The following is a 16,273-nucleotide window of genomic DNA, read 5'->3' on the forward strand; positions in this document are numbered from 1 at the left end:
TAGATAAGAACCCCGCACCGTGATGGTGCGGGGTTCTTTCTGTTCTCAGCTGTCTGGTCGTCAGCTTCTAGATGCTTGGTCTTAGACGGCGACATCTCTAGACGGCTAGATCTCTAAACGAAGAGCGGCAGGCTCTGACCCGCCCTCGACTCGCCCGACTGCAGCAGCTGCGAGGCGATGGACTGAATCTCTTCGGCGGTGGGGGAGTTCGGGTGGCTCCAGACCACCGGGGTGCCCTCGTCGCCGCCGGTACGCAGGTTCACATCCAGCGGGACAGAACCGAGCAGCGGTACCGGATAGGAGAGCGCCTCCGAAAGACGCTCAGCGAGCACCTGACCGCCGCCAGAACCGAACATATCGAGCACGGTACCGTCCGGCAGGGTCATGGCAGCCATGTTCTCCACCACGCCCACGACCTTCTGACCGGTCTGCAAGCTCAGGGTGCCGGCACGCTCCGCCACATCCACCGCGGCGTGCTGCGGGGTGGAAATGAGTACCAGCTCCGCATTCGGCAGCAGCTGAGCCATGGAGATGGCAATATCGCCGGTGCCGGGCGGCAAATCGAGCAGCAGCACATCCAGGGCGCCGAAGTGCACGTCCATGATGAACTGCTCCAGGGCACGGTGCAACATGGGGCCGCGCCACGCCACCGGCTCGTTGCCCTTGAGGAACATGCCGATAGAAATCACGCGAATAAAGCCGCCGCTGACCTTTTGCTCACCCCAACGCTGGGCGGGGGCGGGAACGTCCACGGTTGGCGGAAGAATCAGGTCATCCAGGCGGGTCGGGGCGTCGGCAATACCCAGCAGACCCGGAATCGAGAAGCCGTGCACATCCGCGTCAATAATTCCCACCGCAAGCCCGCGCGAAGCGAACGCGGCGGCAAGATTCGCGGTCATGGAGGACTTACCCACACCGCCCTTACCGGACACCACACCGAACACGCGAGTCAGTGAACCTGGCGCGGTAAACGGGTTGGAACGCTCCGGCTTGAGCATCGAACGCAGGGCGGAACGCTGCTGCGGGTTCATCGCACCCACCTGCAGCTGCACACGCTCAATACCCTCAACGGTGGCGGCGGCGTCACGAACCTGCTGCTCGATGGTGTTCTTCAGCGGGCAACCCTCAATGGTGAGTAGCACCGTGACCTCAGCCCAGTGACGGCCGGGAATCGGCTCACCGTGCTCATCCAGTTCAGGATGCACGAGCGCAGTCTCCACCATGCCCAGCTCCGTAATGGGGCGGCGCAGTTCGGGGTCCTCGACGCGGGCGAGTGCCGCGTAGAGCGCATCCTGCAGGGGTGAATTAGCGGTCACGGGCGCCTCCTTCACGGGTGCGCTCTGCCTGCTGCTGTGCCTGCTGGGATTCGCGGCTCTGAGGCTGGCTCAAATCGCCTCGGTGGGAATCCTGTGGGGAGTCCTTCGCAGAGCGTTCAGCCTTGTCAGGCGCCTGCTCGGCACCGTTCTCGGTGCCTTCAGGGCTCTTGCCCCCAGAGTTCTTATCCTCAGCCTCCTGCTCCTCAGCGTCCTTTTCCTCGCCCTCGGAGATATCGATATCGTCGATAGCCTCCTCCAGGTCCTCAATGTCCTCACTGATGTCCTGCAGCTGCTCGGCGTGACGCTCCTGCTCCTGCGCAATGTTCTGCAGTTCCTCAAGAATGTCACGCAGCTCGCTACGAACGAAGTCACGAGTCGCAACCTCACGCAGAGCAATACGCAGCGAAGCAATCTCGCGGGTCAGGTACTGGGTCTCCTCCAGGTTCTGCTGGTCACGCTTACGGTCCTCAGAGGCCACCACGCGGTCGCGGTCATCCTGACGGTTCTGCGCCAACAGCAGCAGGGGAGCAGCGTAAGAAGCCTGCAGGGACAGCATCAGGGTCAGCAGGGTGAAGTTCAGGCTACGCGGGTCGAACTGCATCTCCTCCGGCGCCAGGGAGTTCCACGCCAGCCACACGCCACAGAAAATGGTCATCCACATCAGGAACTGCGGGGTACCCATGTAGCGCGCAAAACCCTCGGTCATGCGGCCGAAAGCGTCCGGGTTGGGGCTCGAGAACAGCTTCGGCTTGCGGGTGCCGGGGGTGCTCAGCTGCGAGTCGCTACGCTGCGGGCGGGAGTCGCCGCGCTCGCGGTTGCGTTCAGCGTACTTCTTCTCCAGGCGGTCCTTGAGGATGCGCGCCTTATCGATGCGGGGGTTCTCTTCGGTACGGTTTGCGTCGCGGCGGTTCGAATCAGGCAAAGCGTCGTCCTACCTTTCGTACGGGAGTTCCATCATCGTAAGTGCGCCAGTCTTCGGGCAGGAGCGCATCGAGCACGTCGTCGATGGTCACTGCGCCTACCAGGCGGTGCGATTCGTTCACAATGGGAACGATGGTCAGGTCATAGGTCGCCAGCACGCGTGCCAGCTCTTCCAAACTTGCCTGGTCAGAGACAGGCTCAGTGTCGGTATCGAGGATGTGACCAATCGGCTCACTCGGCGGCACACGCAGCAACTTCTGCATGTGCACCAGACCCAGGTACTTGCCGGTCGGCGTTTCCAGGGGCGGGCGGGTCACCATGACGGCAGCCGCCATCGCCGGAGGGATCTCCTCGGCGCGGATGTGCGCGAGCGCCTCCGCAACGGTCGCCTCGGGGGAGAGGATAATCGGCACCGGGTTCATGAGCGAACCGGCGGTACCTTCGTCGTATTCGAGCAGTCGACGCACGTCGTCTGCTTCCTCGGGTTCCATGAGCTCGAGCAGCTTCTCACGCTGGGCGTCGTCCAGCTCAATGAGAAGGTCGGCGGCGTCGTCCGGTTCCATCTCTTCGAGGACCTGCGCGGCACGCTCGTCGTCCAGGTGCGAGAGAATCTGCACCTGGTCTTCGGCGGGCAGCTCCTGCAGAACGTCCGCGAGGCGTTCATCCTGCAGTTCGGCGGCGATTTCGACCATGCGCTTATCGCTCATCTCGTGGATGGCGTCCGCAAGGTCGGCGGGCTTGGAGTTCTCGTGGTTCGCAACGAACGCGGTTGCTGCCTGCGGTTCCACATCGGTGGAGAGCACCGCTTCGTCCCAGTCGACGATCAGGGTCTCCTTGGAGCGGCGGCGCCACGTGCTGGAGGAGGAGCTGACGCGGGAAACGAACAGCTCGGTCACGCCCCAGTCGCCGTTGCGGCGCTGCTCAATGGCGACGTCCTCAATGACGGCATCGCCGCTGCCGTCGAGCAGGCGCACGCGGCGGTCAAAGAGCTCACCAACGATAAGAGTCTCAGAGTTGCGCTGCTCAAAGCGGCGCAGGTTCACCAAGCCGGTTGAAATGATCTGTGAAGCGTCGATACTTCGCACACGGGTCATGGGCATGAACACGCGTTTCTTGCCAAGCACCTCAACGATGATGCCGACAACAATGGGTTCGCTGCCCTTGGCGGGGCGGGCGCCCGCAATGGACGCGCCCAGGCCGCGTTTGAGCACGACGACATCGCGGAGACGGCCGAGGCGGTCACCGAAGGGGTCAAAAACGTCGAGGCCCAAAAGGCGGGCAATGTAAATCTTGCTGGGGGTGCTGAACTTCGAATTGCTCACCTCTCTAGGGTACGCCCCGCCGCGGGGATTCGCACTTTGAGAAGCCTAATTGAACAGGTGTTCGCTACGCCTGTAGAAGAGCTGACTGCCCACCGGGTCCAGGGTTAGGGCGGGCGGTAGAATAGGAGCCATGACTTCTAACCTGCCGAATATTCCCTCGACCCCGCCTTCTTCGTACTTGGCCTCGCGCCTGGCGCAGGCTCAGGGCAAGCCCCTGCCCGCCGGTGAGGCGGTTGCCTCCTTCGTTCGTCACGATGATGCGCTCGCCGCTTTTGACGTGCTCAGCGAGCAGGATTATCCGGTCACGGCGCTGTACCTGGTCAATGACGGTATCCGCCAGGTGGAGTACCCGGTGCAGCCCGGTTATGGTCGTGCCCTGATTTCTGCGGCGATTCAGGGTGCGTCGATGGGCCTGGTGTTTTCGGTGCTGTTGACGCTGACCGGTGACTCTTTTACGTCGGTGGCGCTAAGGTACGTGCCGCTGTCGGTGGCTGTGTTTGTGCTGTGGCAGATGTATATTCTTCGTCGTAATCGCGGTATTCGTTACCCGATGCGTACCGAGGCGATTCCCTCGCGTACCGTGATGTACGCTCTGCCGGAGTACGCTCAGGATGCGCGCCGCGTGCTGGGTGCGCACCCTCGCTTCTCGGCGGCGGTTGCGGCTGCGCGTGCGGCGGCAGCCCCGGAGGCTTCGCAGGCGCGTGCCGCTCAGAGCACCGTCTCGATGAATGGCGCACCGGTTCCGACCGGTGCGCCGAAGGCTCCCTCGTACCGTGCGCAGGCGGGTAGCCAGCCGGCGCCGAACCAGAACCTTCCCGAGCATGATACGACCGCGCAGAACGCGATTGCTCAGAGCGCGGCGCAGAACATGCCCGCACCGGTTGCCCCCGCACAGTCCGCTCAGTCTGCACAGTCTGCTGAACAGGCAGATACTGACCAGGCGACCGCCCAGAAGTCAGATACGCAGAAGCGCCCGGCGCAGCGGTACGGTCTGCGCGTGGACGACCCGGAAGAATACGCGAAGCTGATTCAGCCCAAGCCGCAGCGTCCGACCCCGCGCCCGCAGGGCCTGCACGATAAGTCCTCCCACGATAAGTCCTCCCAGGAGTCCGAATAACCAAATCTGCAACGGCGGTAGCCGCCCATCACGGCGGGAAACAGGCATAGAAGACACAAGAAAGCCCCTCACCGAACGAATCGGTGAGGGGCTTTCCCTATAAGACGTTACTAACGTAACTGGGGGGGGGGCTAGGCGTTACTTCGCCAGCTTCGCCATCCACTCCTCAATGCCCTCAACGGTGCGCGGCAGCGCAGCGGAGAGGTTCACGTTGCCGTCCTCGGTGCAGAGCACGTCGTCCTCAAGGCGGATACCGATACCGCGGTACTCCTCGGGGATAGACATGTCCTCTTCCTTGAAGTACAGTGCCGGCTCAATGGTGAAGACCATGCCCGGCTCCAGCTCAGCCCACATGTACAGTTCAGCCTTCGCCTGCGCGCAGTCGTGCACGTCCAGACCCAAGTGGTGGCTGGTGCCGTGCGGCATCCAGCGGCGGTGCTGACCGCCCTCAATGGTGAGGGAAACCTCAGCAGAAACCGGCAGCAGGCCCCACTCTTCCAGACGGTGAGCCAGAACCTCCATAGCGGCGTCGTGAAGTTCGTGGAACTTACGGCCCGGCTTAGCCACAGCGAATGCGGCGTCAGCAGCCTCCAGCACAGCGTTGTAGACCTTCGCCTGAACCTCAGTGAACTTACCGTTCACGGGGAAGGTGCGGGTCACGTCTGCGGTGTACAGGGTGTCGTCCTCAACGCCTGCGTCCAGCAGCAGCAGCTTGCCGTCATCGACGGTGCCGTTGTTACGGATCCAGTGCAGGATGGTTGCGTTGTTACCGCACGCTGCGATGGTGTCGTAGCCCAGGTCGTTACCGTCGGTACGTGCCACGGAGAAGAACGCAGTCTCAACGACGCGCTCACCGCGGTGGTGCTCCTTAGCCTTCGGCAGTGCACGAATGACCTCTTCGAAGCCCTTGACGGTCATGTCAACGGAACGCTGCAGGTTCTCAACCTCGATAGCGTCCTTAATCAGGCGAGCCTCGGAGAGAGCCACAGCCAGTTCGGAGTCCAGCTTGTCAGCCTGCTCCAGCTCCACGCCGGTGTTGTAGCGGGAGGTATCAACCAGCGCGTCAACAGCCGGGTCAACGTTGCGGACCAGGCGGATGTTCACGCCACCCAGGCCCTGGTTGCCAGCGTTCTTAGTGATAGCAACCTCAAGCTCGGACAGGTCGCGAGTACGCAGACCGTAACGCTCGGAGAATTCCTTCAGGGTGGGGCGGGGGCCAACCCAGAACTCGCCGTAGCGTGCATCCGCGTAGAACTCTGCGGTGTCGCGGCCAGCCAGCGGACGGAAGTACAAGGTGACCTCGTGGTTGGAGCCGTTGTCGCCGGTACCCTCTTCGACGGGCTCAAAGACGAGCACTGCATCCGGCTCGTGGTCGATGCCCAGACCGGTCTGGTGCGCAAACGCCGAGTGGGGGCGGAAGCGGTAGTCGCAGTCGTTGGAGCGGACCTTCAGCGGGCCTGCGGGCAGGACGAGGCGCTCGCCGGGGAATGCCTTGGAGATCTTGGCGCGGCGCTCAGCTGCGTAGTCTGCTACGGGCTCGCGGGTGTAGCCGTCATCTTCGGCAGGTGCCCAGTTTGCGGCAATGAATTCGGTGAACGCAGACGCCTTAGGGGTGCTGCGGTGGTCAGTCTTCTGAGCTTCGGTGCTCTTCTCGTTGTTCTCAGTCATGGGTTAATCATATCGCCTTCACCACAGGCGGGCAGGTGTTTTAGCGCTTTGACCATAAGAGAGGGTGCGGTGGGACAGAATATATCTTTGACCTGCGACTGGGTGCCTGATATTGCGCCGCCGATATTGGTAGGGTTGAATCAGAAGAGTAGATGACATGCCTTAAACCCCGCTGAGGTGGCGACGAACTAGCAGGGGCGGGGAAGGAGAGAATATGACGCAGACAGAACACCGAAACAATGCACCTAATGCGAAGCATGCACCGCAGCCCGCTGAATCGGGCGCGCCTGAAAACCTGAACCGTGCCGGGCGTTACGATCTGCATATTCACTCCGCTATTTCTGACGGCACGCAGAGCCTGACCGAGCTGGTGCCGCTGATTGCTCGCGCCGGGTTGGCTGGGTTTGCGCTGACTGATCACGATACGACGGCTGGTTGGGCGCAGGCGGCTCAGCTGGCGGGTGAGTACGGTCTGGATTTTCTGCCGGGTGCCGAGTTCTCCTGCCGTTACCGTTACACCGACGGTGAGGGCCGCGCACGCACGAAGACTATTCACCTGCTCGCTTATGGTTTTGACCCTGTGGGTTCGGAGTTGGCGCGCCGTGTGGAGGCGATTCGTGCCAGTCGTGAGGGCCGTGCGCAGGCTATTGTGGGCCGTCTTGCCGCCGACTACCCGCTGACCTGGGATGACGTGTTGGCGCAGGTGGGGGAGGGGAACACAGCGGTGGGCCGCCCCCATATTGCTGATGCGCTGGTTGCTGCCGGTGTGGTTGCTGATCGTTCTGAGGCTTTTGCGAAGCTGCTGTACACGGGCAGCCCCTACTATGTGCCGCAGGATGCGCTGGACCCGCTGGAGGCGGTGCGTCTGGTGCGTGAGGCTGGGGGTGTGCCGGTGATTGCGCATCCGATGAGTACGATGCGTGGACCCGCGTTGAGCCTGGAGTACCTGGGGTTGATGGTGGATGCTGGCCTGGCGGGCGTGGAGGTGTATCACCGTGAGAACTCCCCGGAGGACCGGGCGCGTCTGCTGGAGTTCATTGAGCGTCAGCGCGCGGCGGGCCGTGAGGTGCTGGTGACGGGTTCGAGCGATTATCACGGTGCGGGTAAGCCGAACCTGCTGGGTGAGAATACGACGGATGCGGCGACGGTGGCTCGCATCCACGAGCTACTCGCAACTCAGTAGTAAGACCCAGTAGTAAGACGAAAGAGTGTGGGGCGGGTTCCCGATAAGGAACCCGCCCCACACTCTTTTGTGTTGCTCTAGTGTTCTGTTCTAAATAAAAGCTTTAGAATGCACCTCGAGTGTCGACTAAACGCAACACCTCCAAAGCCTGTATATGAGTGGCTTGAAATGCCATGCATCGAACCACAGCTCGTCAACAGTTGCAACGTCACCAGCTAAATATGTTCGGCCATCCCGCTAAATTCCAGCCAGGCATATGCCCGGCGCAATTCCGAACCACTGGGGATGTTGTGATGACGGTCCTCCCAACGAGGGTTCGAAATTATGCTTTATGCTTCTTTTTAGTTTTAATTTAATGTTAAAAATATTTAAAGCAAATAGATTTTATATACCTCATTAACAAATTGAAGAAAATTAAAATATTTACGTAAAACTTGAAATGAATTTATGTAAAAATCATAAATTTTCTTGCAAAGAGAAGAAAAAGCGATACACACTAGAGATACCTTCTGCAGCGCACTAGAGATACCTTCTGCAGCGCAGCACGGTGCTACGTGCAGAAAGTATCCGCCCACTAACATCACTTCGTCGTGATGAAGGGCGAATAATTCACTCACCTCTAGGAGACATCGATGTCTGAATATCATGCGCCATCGCGGCGCGCCCTTTTGGCAGGAGGAGCTCTTGCCGCAACCACTGCAGGAGTCTCAGCTTTCTCCCCAGCCCATGCGGAGCAAGCAAATAAGACTGATGAGTTCATGACTCCCGCCCCAGAATGGGTAGAGAATCCAACGAAGCGGCTAGACGAGTTCCGTACGCGCCTACAATACTTCGAGTACAATACCAAAGCGAGGCAGCGCACAGTCCACAATCTTGCAAAGAACGGCCTTCACGTTAATGTTCTGGATTACTGCGTAGACCCCACGGATGTAGTGGACTGTACCGATCAGCTGAATAAGCTGGCAGAGCGACTATATTGGCTTGGCGGAGGGTCAATTGAGCTACCTGCCGGTATTTACAAGGTGTCGCACCCCTTCATTCACTTGCTCGATAAGGTGGAGTTTTTCGGGCATGGAATGTCTACCCGAATTATTGCGACGTCCACAGATGCGCTTACCAAGGCAGCGGGTACCTCTGATGAATGTTTCGGCGTTTTTCATACGGGAACTTATCAAAATCCGATATCTAATGCGACAAATAATCGTCCGATGCGCTTCGGAGTGCGTGACATATGGATTCGCACAAGTACCAAGAAAGGGGATATCAACGTAGATCAGCTTAGGGATAATATGCATGCTGGGGAGCCACTAGCTCATGTTGCAGGGGTTATTCTGCATACTGAGTTTACGGGTAAGCCCAATGACCCTGAAGCAGTCCCTTCCCTCTCTAACCTAGAAATTTGGGATGTAGATATGGGCGTTGCGATTTTGGGGCTTCATGACCGAGGTATGAAAGTCGATAAAATCCGTGTCCGCAAGTCTTTGCGCCAAGGCTTGCTGGTTGGCAAACCTGTCGGTCATCCGTTGCGCAGGATAGATGACAATAATCCTGGCGGTGCAGATAATAAGTTCCTTACAGTAGATATCTCCGATGCCAACCTTTCAGGGAAAAACTACGCTGGAATTGAAATCTACGCCTCCCAATGCAAATTTTTTGGGTCAACCAGCTGGTACAACCGCCGCTCCGTACCCAAAAATCCTATCTACGTAACGCGGAAAGAGAACCAGTCCGACGATCAATACACCGCCAAGGCCGGTGCTGGATGGTATGTCGCCGGAACTCGTAACCTCTTTCAAGGATGCACGGCACAAGAGAACGGCGGCCACGGATGGTTCGCCCTCATGCCACGGAATAACTATGTAGGCTGTATCGGTGAATCCTCCAGCTGGCATGACGCAGTCTCAGGTACAGCGGGTAATCATGAGGCAGCGAACTGGTATATCAGCTCATGGGCTAGCGACTGCACCTTTACAGGAGTACGCTCAGACAACCCCTACGGGCCAAGCAAAGAAGTATCACTAAAAACAATCCTTGCTTCGCTGTGGGGCTTCTATCTTGAAGGTAGCGTTAGGCGTTTGAATATTATTGGCGCCAATGCATACGACCAATGCCACATGGACTACGAAGACGATAACAAACCTAAACCCAAGGCGCTGGAAGGTGCATGGAAGTTTTTTATTAAAAATTCCCTGAAACCACCCTACAAGATTGAAATTAATCAGTATGTCTATAAATCTACTGAGGATTCAGCAGATATTTCTAATAAAAAAGATTTTCCAATCACTGAATAAAAATTACTAAAATGTGCGCCTCACCTAACATTAGGTGAGGCGCACATAGTTTATTTAAATTTGAAAGATTTATCTGCTAGACGAATCACTTCGATAGCCTGCTCATAAGTAGCGTAAGCCAACCATTCAAATTCATCGTTAGGCGATACGATACCATACCGTCGATACGATACGTTCTCAATAGAATCTTCATTATTTGGATTCTGAAGACCATAGTGTAACCAGGTGTATGCCTTATGAAGCTCCGAATTATATGGCATATTCGGCCATTTTTCCTTCCAAGGAGTAGGGGGGAAATACTTCTCAGGGTCATATGCAGCTACCGTTACTTTTGGACTGCCCGCCAACCGATACACCATCAAGGCAGTAGAAGACTCACTAGCAGGGGTATCGTAATGGAAATTCCCATCACTCCAACCCCAGGTAATGCCCCGCTCACGAGCCCACATCACCACAGGAAAACGCGGGTCATCAGTCTTAATATCACCATACGGAGACTGCGCCGGAAGATTCTTCACCTCAGGAGAACCCGACAGGCGATACAAATACTCCACAAAATGGCCACGAGAGATAACACTATCTTTCTTGACCATTTGGTGCTTCTGATACTCAGAAATCAGACCGACACACTGTGCCCAACTAAAAATAACGCGACGCCCCAACTCGCCATCTTGCCGATAGTACTCATATTCTGCACGGTCGTTACAGGTCACTGCCGGTTCATTGGGCTGCACAATGGGGATCACCTCATGAGGCTTCAAATGCCCTGTAGCATACGCCGGAACACTACCGCACACCATGGCACCTGCCAGCAGTACCGTGCCACCGGCCTGGATGGCCCGCTTCGTGGGGCGGGCAAATAATTGTCGAAGCAACATAGCTCCTTCAAGCTAAGGGGGAGGCACAATCTTTGTGCGCCCCAGTGAGTAGAACGTTCTCAGCGTATCAAAAATCCTAACCTTCAGGTAGAGATTTAGGGAACATGCAATGAGGTGAAAACAAAAGACTGTGGGGCGGGTTCCTTATCGGGAACCCGCCCCACACTCTTAACACGTGCTCTAACGGACGCGCAGACAAGACTGCCTAGACGCTCTCACGCGACGCATGATGCTGCAACACCGCACCCGCAGCAACCGCATCCCGCTGAGCCCGCGCCGCACGAGCCTTAGCCCGCGCCTGATGCTGACGCTGACGACGCAACTCATCACGCCCATCAATACGCATCTTCTTATCCACCGCATCCATCGACCAGTGACGCACAAACCGGCACGACGCACCCTCAACCGGCTGCGTAGTCTCCGTCAACGTATCCAACACAGCCTTCAACGCATGACGGCTCGCTGCAGTCAACGCATCACGACTCGTACCGCCACGAACACCCACCGTACGCTTCGGCGTGAACAACACACTCGCCCCACGCGGCACACCGCGATACTCAGCGAACGACACCGAATCCACGCCCAGGCGCTTAGCCATCACCTCAATAGCCGGCGGATTCTGATCCACACACACGAACTTACGACCCAGCTGAGCCGCAGCCGCACCCGTAGAACCAGAACCAGCGAAGAAATCCAACACCCAATCACCCGGGCGGGAACTCGCCGCAATCATACGACGCAACAAACCCGTAGGCTTCTGCGTGGGATAACCTGTCTTCTCCTTACCCGTAGGCGACACAATAGTATGCCACCACACATCAGTAGGGAGCTTACCGCGAGAAGCCTTCTCCTCAGTCACCAAACCGGGAGCCATATACGGTTCACGATCAACCTCCGCAGTATTGAAGTAATAGCTGCGGTGATCCTTCGCGTACACCAAAATATTGTCGTGCTTCGTCGGCCAGCGGCGCGTAGACTTCGCGCCGTAGTCGTAAGCCCAAATCAGCTCATTAATGAAGTTCTCACGACCAAAAATCATGTCGCACATAATCTTCACATAATGAACCTCACGCCAATCCAGGTGCAGGTACAAGGTGCCGTCCTGCGCGAGCAGACGATGCGCCTGCTCAATACGCGGCGCTAGGAACGCCCAATAATCCTCGAACGAGTCGTTATAGCTCGCCAGAGTCTGCAGGGTGCTCGAATAGCTCTTGCCCTTAAAACCGGTGCGGTCACCCTTCTCAGAAGCCTCCGCGCTCAACGTGCGGCGCGTCTGCTTCTTACCCGTATTGAACGGCGGATCAATATAAATCACGGTGAACGCACCATCGGGCAGCTCACGCAGATACTCCAGGTTATCTGCCTGCACCAGCAACGACGGGCCCTGCGAATCGAAAACAGCCGAATCCGTGCGGTTCGCCTCAGCGGCGGGGGAAGGCGCGGCGGGCGCCGGGGATGCTGAAATACCCAACCCCGGCCCTAGCTTTCAGAACCAGCACGGTCAGCGCCACGGCCCTTACCGCGAGAACCCTCAGAACGAGAGCCCTCAGAACGAGAGCCTTCAGAACGGCGGCGGGTGCGGCTGCGACCCTCACCCTCCACCGGCTGACCCTCAACACGGCGGGTACGGCGACGCTGACGAGGCGCACGCTCAGAACGCTCCGAAGAACGTTCGGTACGCTCGGATGCGCCCTGCTCGTTACGCTCCGCACGCTCAGAAGAACGCTCAGTGCGCTTGCGGCCCTCGGAGCGGCTACGGCGCTCGCCGCGGCCCTCGCCTGAACGACCATCGCGGCCGCCGTCACGACCGCCGCGGGAACGGCGCGAACCCTTCTCGCCGTCACGACCGCCAGAACGGCCACCCTCACGGGAACCGTCGCGGCCACCGCGAGAACGAGCCGGGCGGCCATCACGAGAATCGCGGGCGCTCTCAAAGAACTCATCGCCCATGCCCTCAGCCACACGCTCCTCGCGCGGCAGGCGGCCCTTAGTGCCAGCCGGAATGTTCAGGTCATGGAACAGGTGCTCAGAGGAAGAGTAGGTCTCAACCGGCTCAGGAACACCCAGCTCCAGGGCGTCGTTAATGACCTTCCAGCGCGGCAGGTCATCCCAGTCAACCAGAGTCACAGCGGTACCCTCATTGCCGGCGCGACCGGTACGGCCGGTACGGTGCAGGTAAGTCTTCTCATCCTCGGGCACGCGGTGGTTAATCACGTGGGTCACGTCTTCAACGTCAATACCGCGAGCCGCCACATCGGTCGCAACCAGAATGTCGACCTTGCCGGAGCGGAACGCCTTCAGCGCCTGCTCACGCGCAACCTGGTTCAGGTCACCGTGCAGGGGAGCAGCAGCGAAGCCACGGTTCACCAGCTCCTCCGCCACGCGAGCAGCGTCACGCTTGGTCTTGGTGAAGATGACGGTGCGGCCGCGGCCGGTAGCGCGCAGAATGCGGCCAATCATCTCGTCCTTGTCCAGGTGGTGCGCACGGTAGACGACCTGGCGGATCGACGCCTTAGTCTTCGAGGCGTCCTCGGGGTCAGCGGCGCTAATGCGCATGGGCTTGGTCATGTACTGGCGTGCCATCGCAATGACCGGGCCGGGCATGGTTGCGGAGAACAGCATGGTCTGGCGGTCCTCGGGCAGGTAGCGGAGGATCTTCTCAACCGACGGCTGGAAACCCAAATCCAGCATCTCGTCAGCCTCATCGAGGACCACGATTTTAACCTGCTTCAGGTTCAGGAAGCCCTGCTGGTACAGGTCGATAATGCGGCCGGGGGTGCCCACCGCAACCTCCAGGCCGCGGCGCAGCAGCTCAGCCTGAGGCTCAATCGGCACACCGCCGTACAGGGTTGCGACGCGGGCGTTGCGCAGCTTCGCAGCAATCGCCAGGTCCTCGCCCACCTGAATAGCAAGCTCACGGGTCGGAACCAGAATCAGCGCCTGAGGTGCGCCGGGATACTCCAAATCAGCCCAACCCTCATCGTCGCGGCCAACCACACGCTGAATGGTGGGCAGACCGAAGCCGAGGGTCTTACCGGTACCGGTCTTCGCCTGACCAATGATGTCCTGGCCAGACAGAGCCACGGGAAGAGTCAGCTCCTGGATGGGGAAGGGGGAGGTAATGCCAACCGCCGCGAGGGCGTCGCTAATATCCTGGCGAACGCCGAAGTCGGCGAAGGACTTTGCAGTCTGAGTGGTTTCCTGCGTGTTCGTTTCAGTCACTGGACCGTATCTTTCTACCCCTGCTCGGGGTGTGTTTCTCCCCGAAACGGGGGTGTACCAGCCAGCGCCCCAATAGTGGAGGCGGTGACGGGCGGGCGTCGAAAGCCGGCCGCGGGAAATTCTTACACGGGAAATTCTTACCGAGACACCGCCTGCACGCATGATTAATACTCATGGTTCATTCATGATGAGAAGGCGGTGCAGCCTCGGGGTCTTGAAAGGGGTACGACCGGTCATTCACTTAACCCCTCAATATTAACCCGGATTTGCTTCCGGCGCACCCCCCGACCGGTTGTGGTGTGCGCCCGTGATGGGCGATATACCGCCTCAAAACCGGGTGCCGCGAGGTTTTTGTGCGGGCGGTTTAAAATGCAAACCCCCGCATTCGCCACGGCGTAACGACGTGGCGCATACAGCGCACGCACACGGCGCATAAAGCGCGGTTACGCATCGTGACGGATGCGGGGGAAAGCTCAAGCTAAAGGGGGTTCAGCTACCGAACTAATTAGGCGCCGATACCGAAACCAACGTGACGCTTAGCGTCGGAACCCAGCTCGACATAGCCAATCTGAGCGCCAGAAATCAGGGTGGTGTTGCCCTTATCATCCATAATCTGCAGCAGCGAGCCATCCTCAATAGCCTTCGAGACCTTCTCCATGAGGATTTCCTTAGCCTCACTGGTCTCAACAACGATTTCACGAGCAATGTGGCGAATGCCAATCTTGATTTCCATGAGTCTCCTCGCAGAATAGTCCGGTGCAACCAAACGTGCGCCGGGTATGGGAACTGTCTTAGCTAGCATCTACTCTAGCGTGAATACGCCCATCGGCACCGTGAACGGGCGGTACTTCGCCGGGGGCTAATAAAATACTCGCCGCGTCACGCGTGAAAATGCGCGCGAAAAACGCCGGAAAAATGCCGGAAAATACCGGGAAGAGCGGGGGAGAGGAGGCTCTTAAGAGTCCTCCACCTGAATGCCGTAGAGAGTCTCCAGCGCCTGCACGTAATCCTCTGCGCGGCCCTCCGACGCCAGCTTCTTGGCGCGCACCGTCGGGGTGTGCAGAAGAGACTTCACCATGCGGCGCATCGCCAGCTCAAATTGCTCCGTCGCCGCACCGCAACCAAACTGGTTACGTACCTTCTCCAGCTCGGAATCCAGCACATCCATAGTGTGCGAGCGCAGCGCAACAATCGCGGAGTCAATCGTGCGGGAACGCTGACGAGACACAAACGCCGCCAGCTCAGACTCCACGATGCGCGTAGCCGTCGCCACGGATTCCTCGGTCTCCTCGGGGGCGGCAAGGCGCACCGACTCGAGCGTAATCAGCTCAACATGCGGCAGGTCAGCGACCGACGGATCAAAGTCACGTGAAAGAGCAAGGTCAAGAATCGTGTGGTGACCAGCCGGAATCTGCTCGGGAAGCAGCGGATCTGAGCCGCCAGAGCAGCCAATAATCACGTCAGCCTCAGCCATCGCCTGTTCCATGCCGTCCTCGGGCACCGCGAAGACGTCGCGCTTCGCCGCGAACTCCGGGGCGCGACCAGAACGGGAATTGACCCAAATATCGGTGCAACCGCGCTCGCGCAGAGCCGCAATGGTTGCACCCGCATAAGCACCCGTACCAAAAATTAGGGCGCGTCGGGTCGACCAGTCCTTCTCGGCAACCTCATCCGCAAGATCCAAGGCAACAGACACAATCGAGCGGCCCTGGGCGCCAAGCGCCGTGTGCTGACCTACCTGACGAGCCGTATGCGCTGCATGCTCAAATAGCTGAACCAGCTCACCGGGAAGGGACACACCGTCCTCTTGCGCCTTCGCCTGCGCGGCGGCCAGGGCGCGGCGCACCTGACCGGTGATTTCGCGCTCGCCGACCACGGCAGATTCCAGGCCGGAGGCGACCGTCAGCAGGTGGCGTGCAGCCTCCTCGTCGGCGTACACGTCGAAGCTGGAATCAACCAGTTCTTTGTCTAAGCCGGAGGTGCGTGCAATCGAATCAGCAATCAGCTCACGAACCATGTGTACATGGGCGGATACGTGTAGCTGAACATACATTTCAAGCCGGTTACAGGTGGCAAGAACGACTGCACCCTTCACGCCCAGCTGGCGTGCCATATCGCCCGCCAGAACATCGGGTACGCCGGAAGCACCGGCGCTCAACGCAGCGACGGTGGTCAGATCAACGGTGTGGTGCGATGCCACAAATGCATAAGTACTCACTAGAGACTAATCATAACCACGCCGACTAAGCCCCTGTAAAGCTCACAGAACCTAAGTTCCATCATCGTAGGGGGCAAGAAAATCTGCACGGTGGGGGAGCGGACACGAAGAGTAGGCATGAACTAAGGTTTCCCTCA

At 58.8% G+C, this 16,273-nt stretch carries 12 protein-coding genes; 3 read left to right on the forward strand and 9 right to left on the reverse strand.

Features of this window, described 5'->3' with window-relative positions; translation table 11 throughout:
• Window positions 1–113: 113 nt before the first annotated feature.
• The 3 genes from HMPREF2779_RS05635 to HMPREF2779_RS05645 are packed head-to-tail and all read right to left on the reverse strand — an operon-like array spanning window position 114 to window position 3,559.
• On the reverse strand, window positions 114–1,316 hold the full coding sequence (locus HMPREF2779_RS05635; RefSeq protein ID WP_105361026.1) for a P-loop NTPase: 1,203 nt from the start codon (window positions 1,314–1,316) through the stop codon (window positions 114–116).
• On the reverse strand, window positions 1,306–2,238 hold the full coding sequence (locus HMPREF2779_RS05640; protein ID WP_105361027.1) for a DUF1003 domain-containing protein: 933 nt from the start codon (window positions 2,236–2,238) through the stop codon (window positions 1,306–1,308). Before HMPREF2779_RS05640 ends, HMPREF2779_RS05635 begins: the two co-directional genes overlap by 11 nt.
• Window positions 2,231–3,559: a magnesium transporter MgtE N-terminal domain-containing protein gene (locus tag HMPREF2779_RS05645; protein ID WP_105361028.1), complete on the reverse strand. Its 1,329-nt coding sequence runs from the start codon at window positions 3,557–3,559 to the stop codon at window positions 2,231–2,233. Before HMPREF2779_RS05645 ends, HMPREF2779_RS05640 begins: the two co-directional genes overlap by 8 nt.
• Window positions 3,560–3,689: 130 nt before the next feature.
• Between HMPREF2779_RS05645 and HMPREF2779_RS05650 the strand changes: the two genes are divergently transcribed.
• Complete coding sequence (locus HMPREF2779_RS05650) at window positions 3,690–4,676, forward strand: hypothetical protein (RefSeq protein WP_105361029.1); 987 nt, start codon at window positions 3,690–3,692, stop codon at window positions 4,674–4,676.
• A 138-nt stretch (window positions 4,677–4,814) separates the two neighbouring features.
• Here the strand turns inward: HMPREF2779_RS05650 and HMPREF2779_RS05655 are convergent, their stop codons facing one another.
• Window positions 4,815–6,344 (reverse strand): aminopeptidase P family protein, encoded by a 1,530-nt coding sequence (locus HMPREF2779_RS05655; protein ID WP_070685394.1) that lies wholly within the window; start codon window positions 6,342–6,344, stop codon window positions 4,815–4,817.
• 214 nt (window positions 6,345–6,558) lie between these two features.
• Between HMPREF2779_RS05655 and HMPREF2779_RS05660 the strand changes: the two genes are divergently transcribed.
• Complete coding sequence (locus HMPREF2779_RS05660; RefSeq protein WP_105361030.1) at window positions 6,559–7,527, forward strand: PHP domain-containing protein; 969 nt, start codon at window positions 6,559–6,561, stop codon at window positions 7,525–7,527.
• Between the two features lie 632 nt (window positions 7,528–8,159).
• Window positions 8,160–9,818: a transcriptional initiation protein Tat gene (locus HMPREF2779_RS05665; RefSeq protein ID WP_233992286.1), complete on the forward strand. Its 1,659-nt coding sequence runs from the start codon at window positions 8,160–8,162 to the stop codon at window positions 9,816–9,818.
• 50 nt (window positions 9,819–9,868) lie between these two features.
• Here the strand turns inward: HMPREF2779_RS05665 and HMPREF2779_RS05670 are convergent, their stop codons facing one another.
• From HMPREF2779_RS05670 to HMPREF2779_RS05690, 5 genes are all read right to left on the reverse strand, one after another.
• On the reverse strand, window positions 9,869–10,696 hold the full coding sequence (locus HMPREF2779_RS05670; protein WP_233992287.1) for an S-layer homology domain-containing protein: 828 nt from the start codon (window positions 10,694–10,696) through the stop codon (window positions 9,869–9,871).
• A gap of 205 nt (window positions 10,697–10,901) precedes the next feature.
• Window positions 10,902–12,167: a DNA-methyltransferase gene (locus HMPREF2779_RS05675; protein ID WP_105361031.1), complete on the reverse strand. Its 1,266-nt coding sequence runs from the start codon at window positions 12,165–12,167 to the stop codon at window positions 10,902–10,904.
• An 8-nt stretch (window positions 12,168–12,175) separates the two neighbouring features.
• On the reverse strand, window positions 12,176–13,918 hold the full coding sequence (locus HMPREF2779_RS05680; protein WP_105361032.1) for a DEAD/DEAH box helicase: 1,743 nt from the start codon (window positions 13,916–13,918) through the stop codon (window positions 12,176–12,178).
• Between the two features lie 505 nt (window positions 13,919–14,423).
• Window positions 14,424–14,651, reverse strand: a complete 228-nt coding sequence (locus HMPREF2779_RS05685) for a DUF3107 domain-containing protein (protein WP_005505268.1) — start codon at window positions 14,649–14,651, stop codon at window positions 14,424–14,426.
• A gap of 222 nt (window positions 14,652–14,873) precedes the next feature.
• Window positions 14,874–16,136, reverse strand: coding sequence for a glutamyl-tRNA reductase (locus HMPREF2779_RS05690; protein ID WP_070685381.1), 1,263 nt, complete (start codon window positions 16,134–16,136; stop codon window positions 14,874–14,876).
• Window positions 16,137–16,273: the final 137 nt, after the last annotated feature.

It is taken from the genome of Rothia sp. HMSC069C03 (assembly GCF_001811075.1).
GTDB classification, from domain to species: Bacteria; Actinomycetota; Actinomycetes; order Actinomycetales; family Micrococcaceae; genus Rothia; species Rothia mucilaginosa.

Bases quoted from the DNA above. Each gene is read 5' to 3' on its own strand.
- HMPREF2779_RS05650 (WP_105361029.1), top strand. From the start codon at position 3,690: ATGACTTCTAACCTGCCGAATATTCCCTCGACCCCGCCTTCTTCGTAC.
- HMPREF2779_RS05655 (WP_070685394.1), bottom strand. From the start codon at position 6,344: ATGACTGAGAACAACGAGAAGAGCACCGAAGCTCAGAAGACTGACCAC.
- HMPREF2779_RS05660 (WP_105361030.1), top strand. From the start codon at position 6,559: ATGACGCAGACAGAACACCGAAACAATGCACCTAATGCGAAGCATGCA.
- HMPREF2779_RS05665 (WP_233992286.1), top strand. From the start codon at position 8,160: ATGTCTGAATATCATGCGCCATCGCGGCGCGCCCTTTTGGCAGGAGGA.
- HMPREF2779_RS05670 (WP_233992287.1), bottom strand. From the start codon at position 10,696: ATGTTGCTTCGACAATTATTTGCCCGCCCCACGAAGCGGGCCATCCAG.
- HMPREF2779_RS05685 (WP_005505268.1), bottom strand. From the start codon at position 14,651: ATGGAAATCAAGATTGGCATTCGCCACATTGCTCGTGAAATCGTTGTT.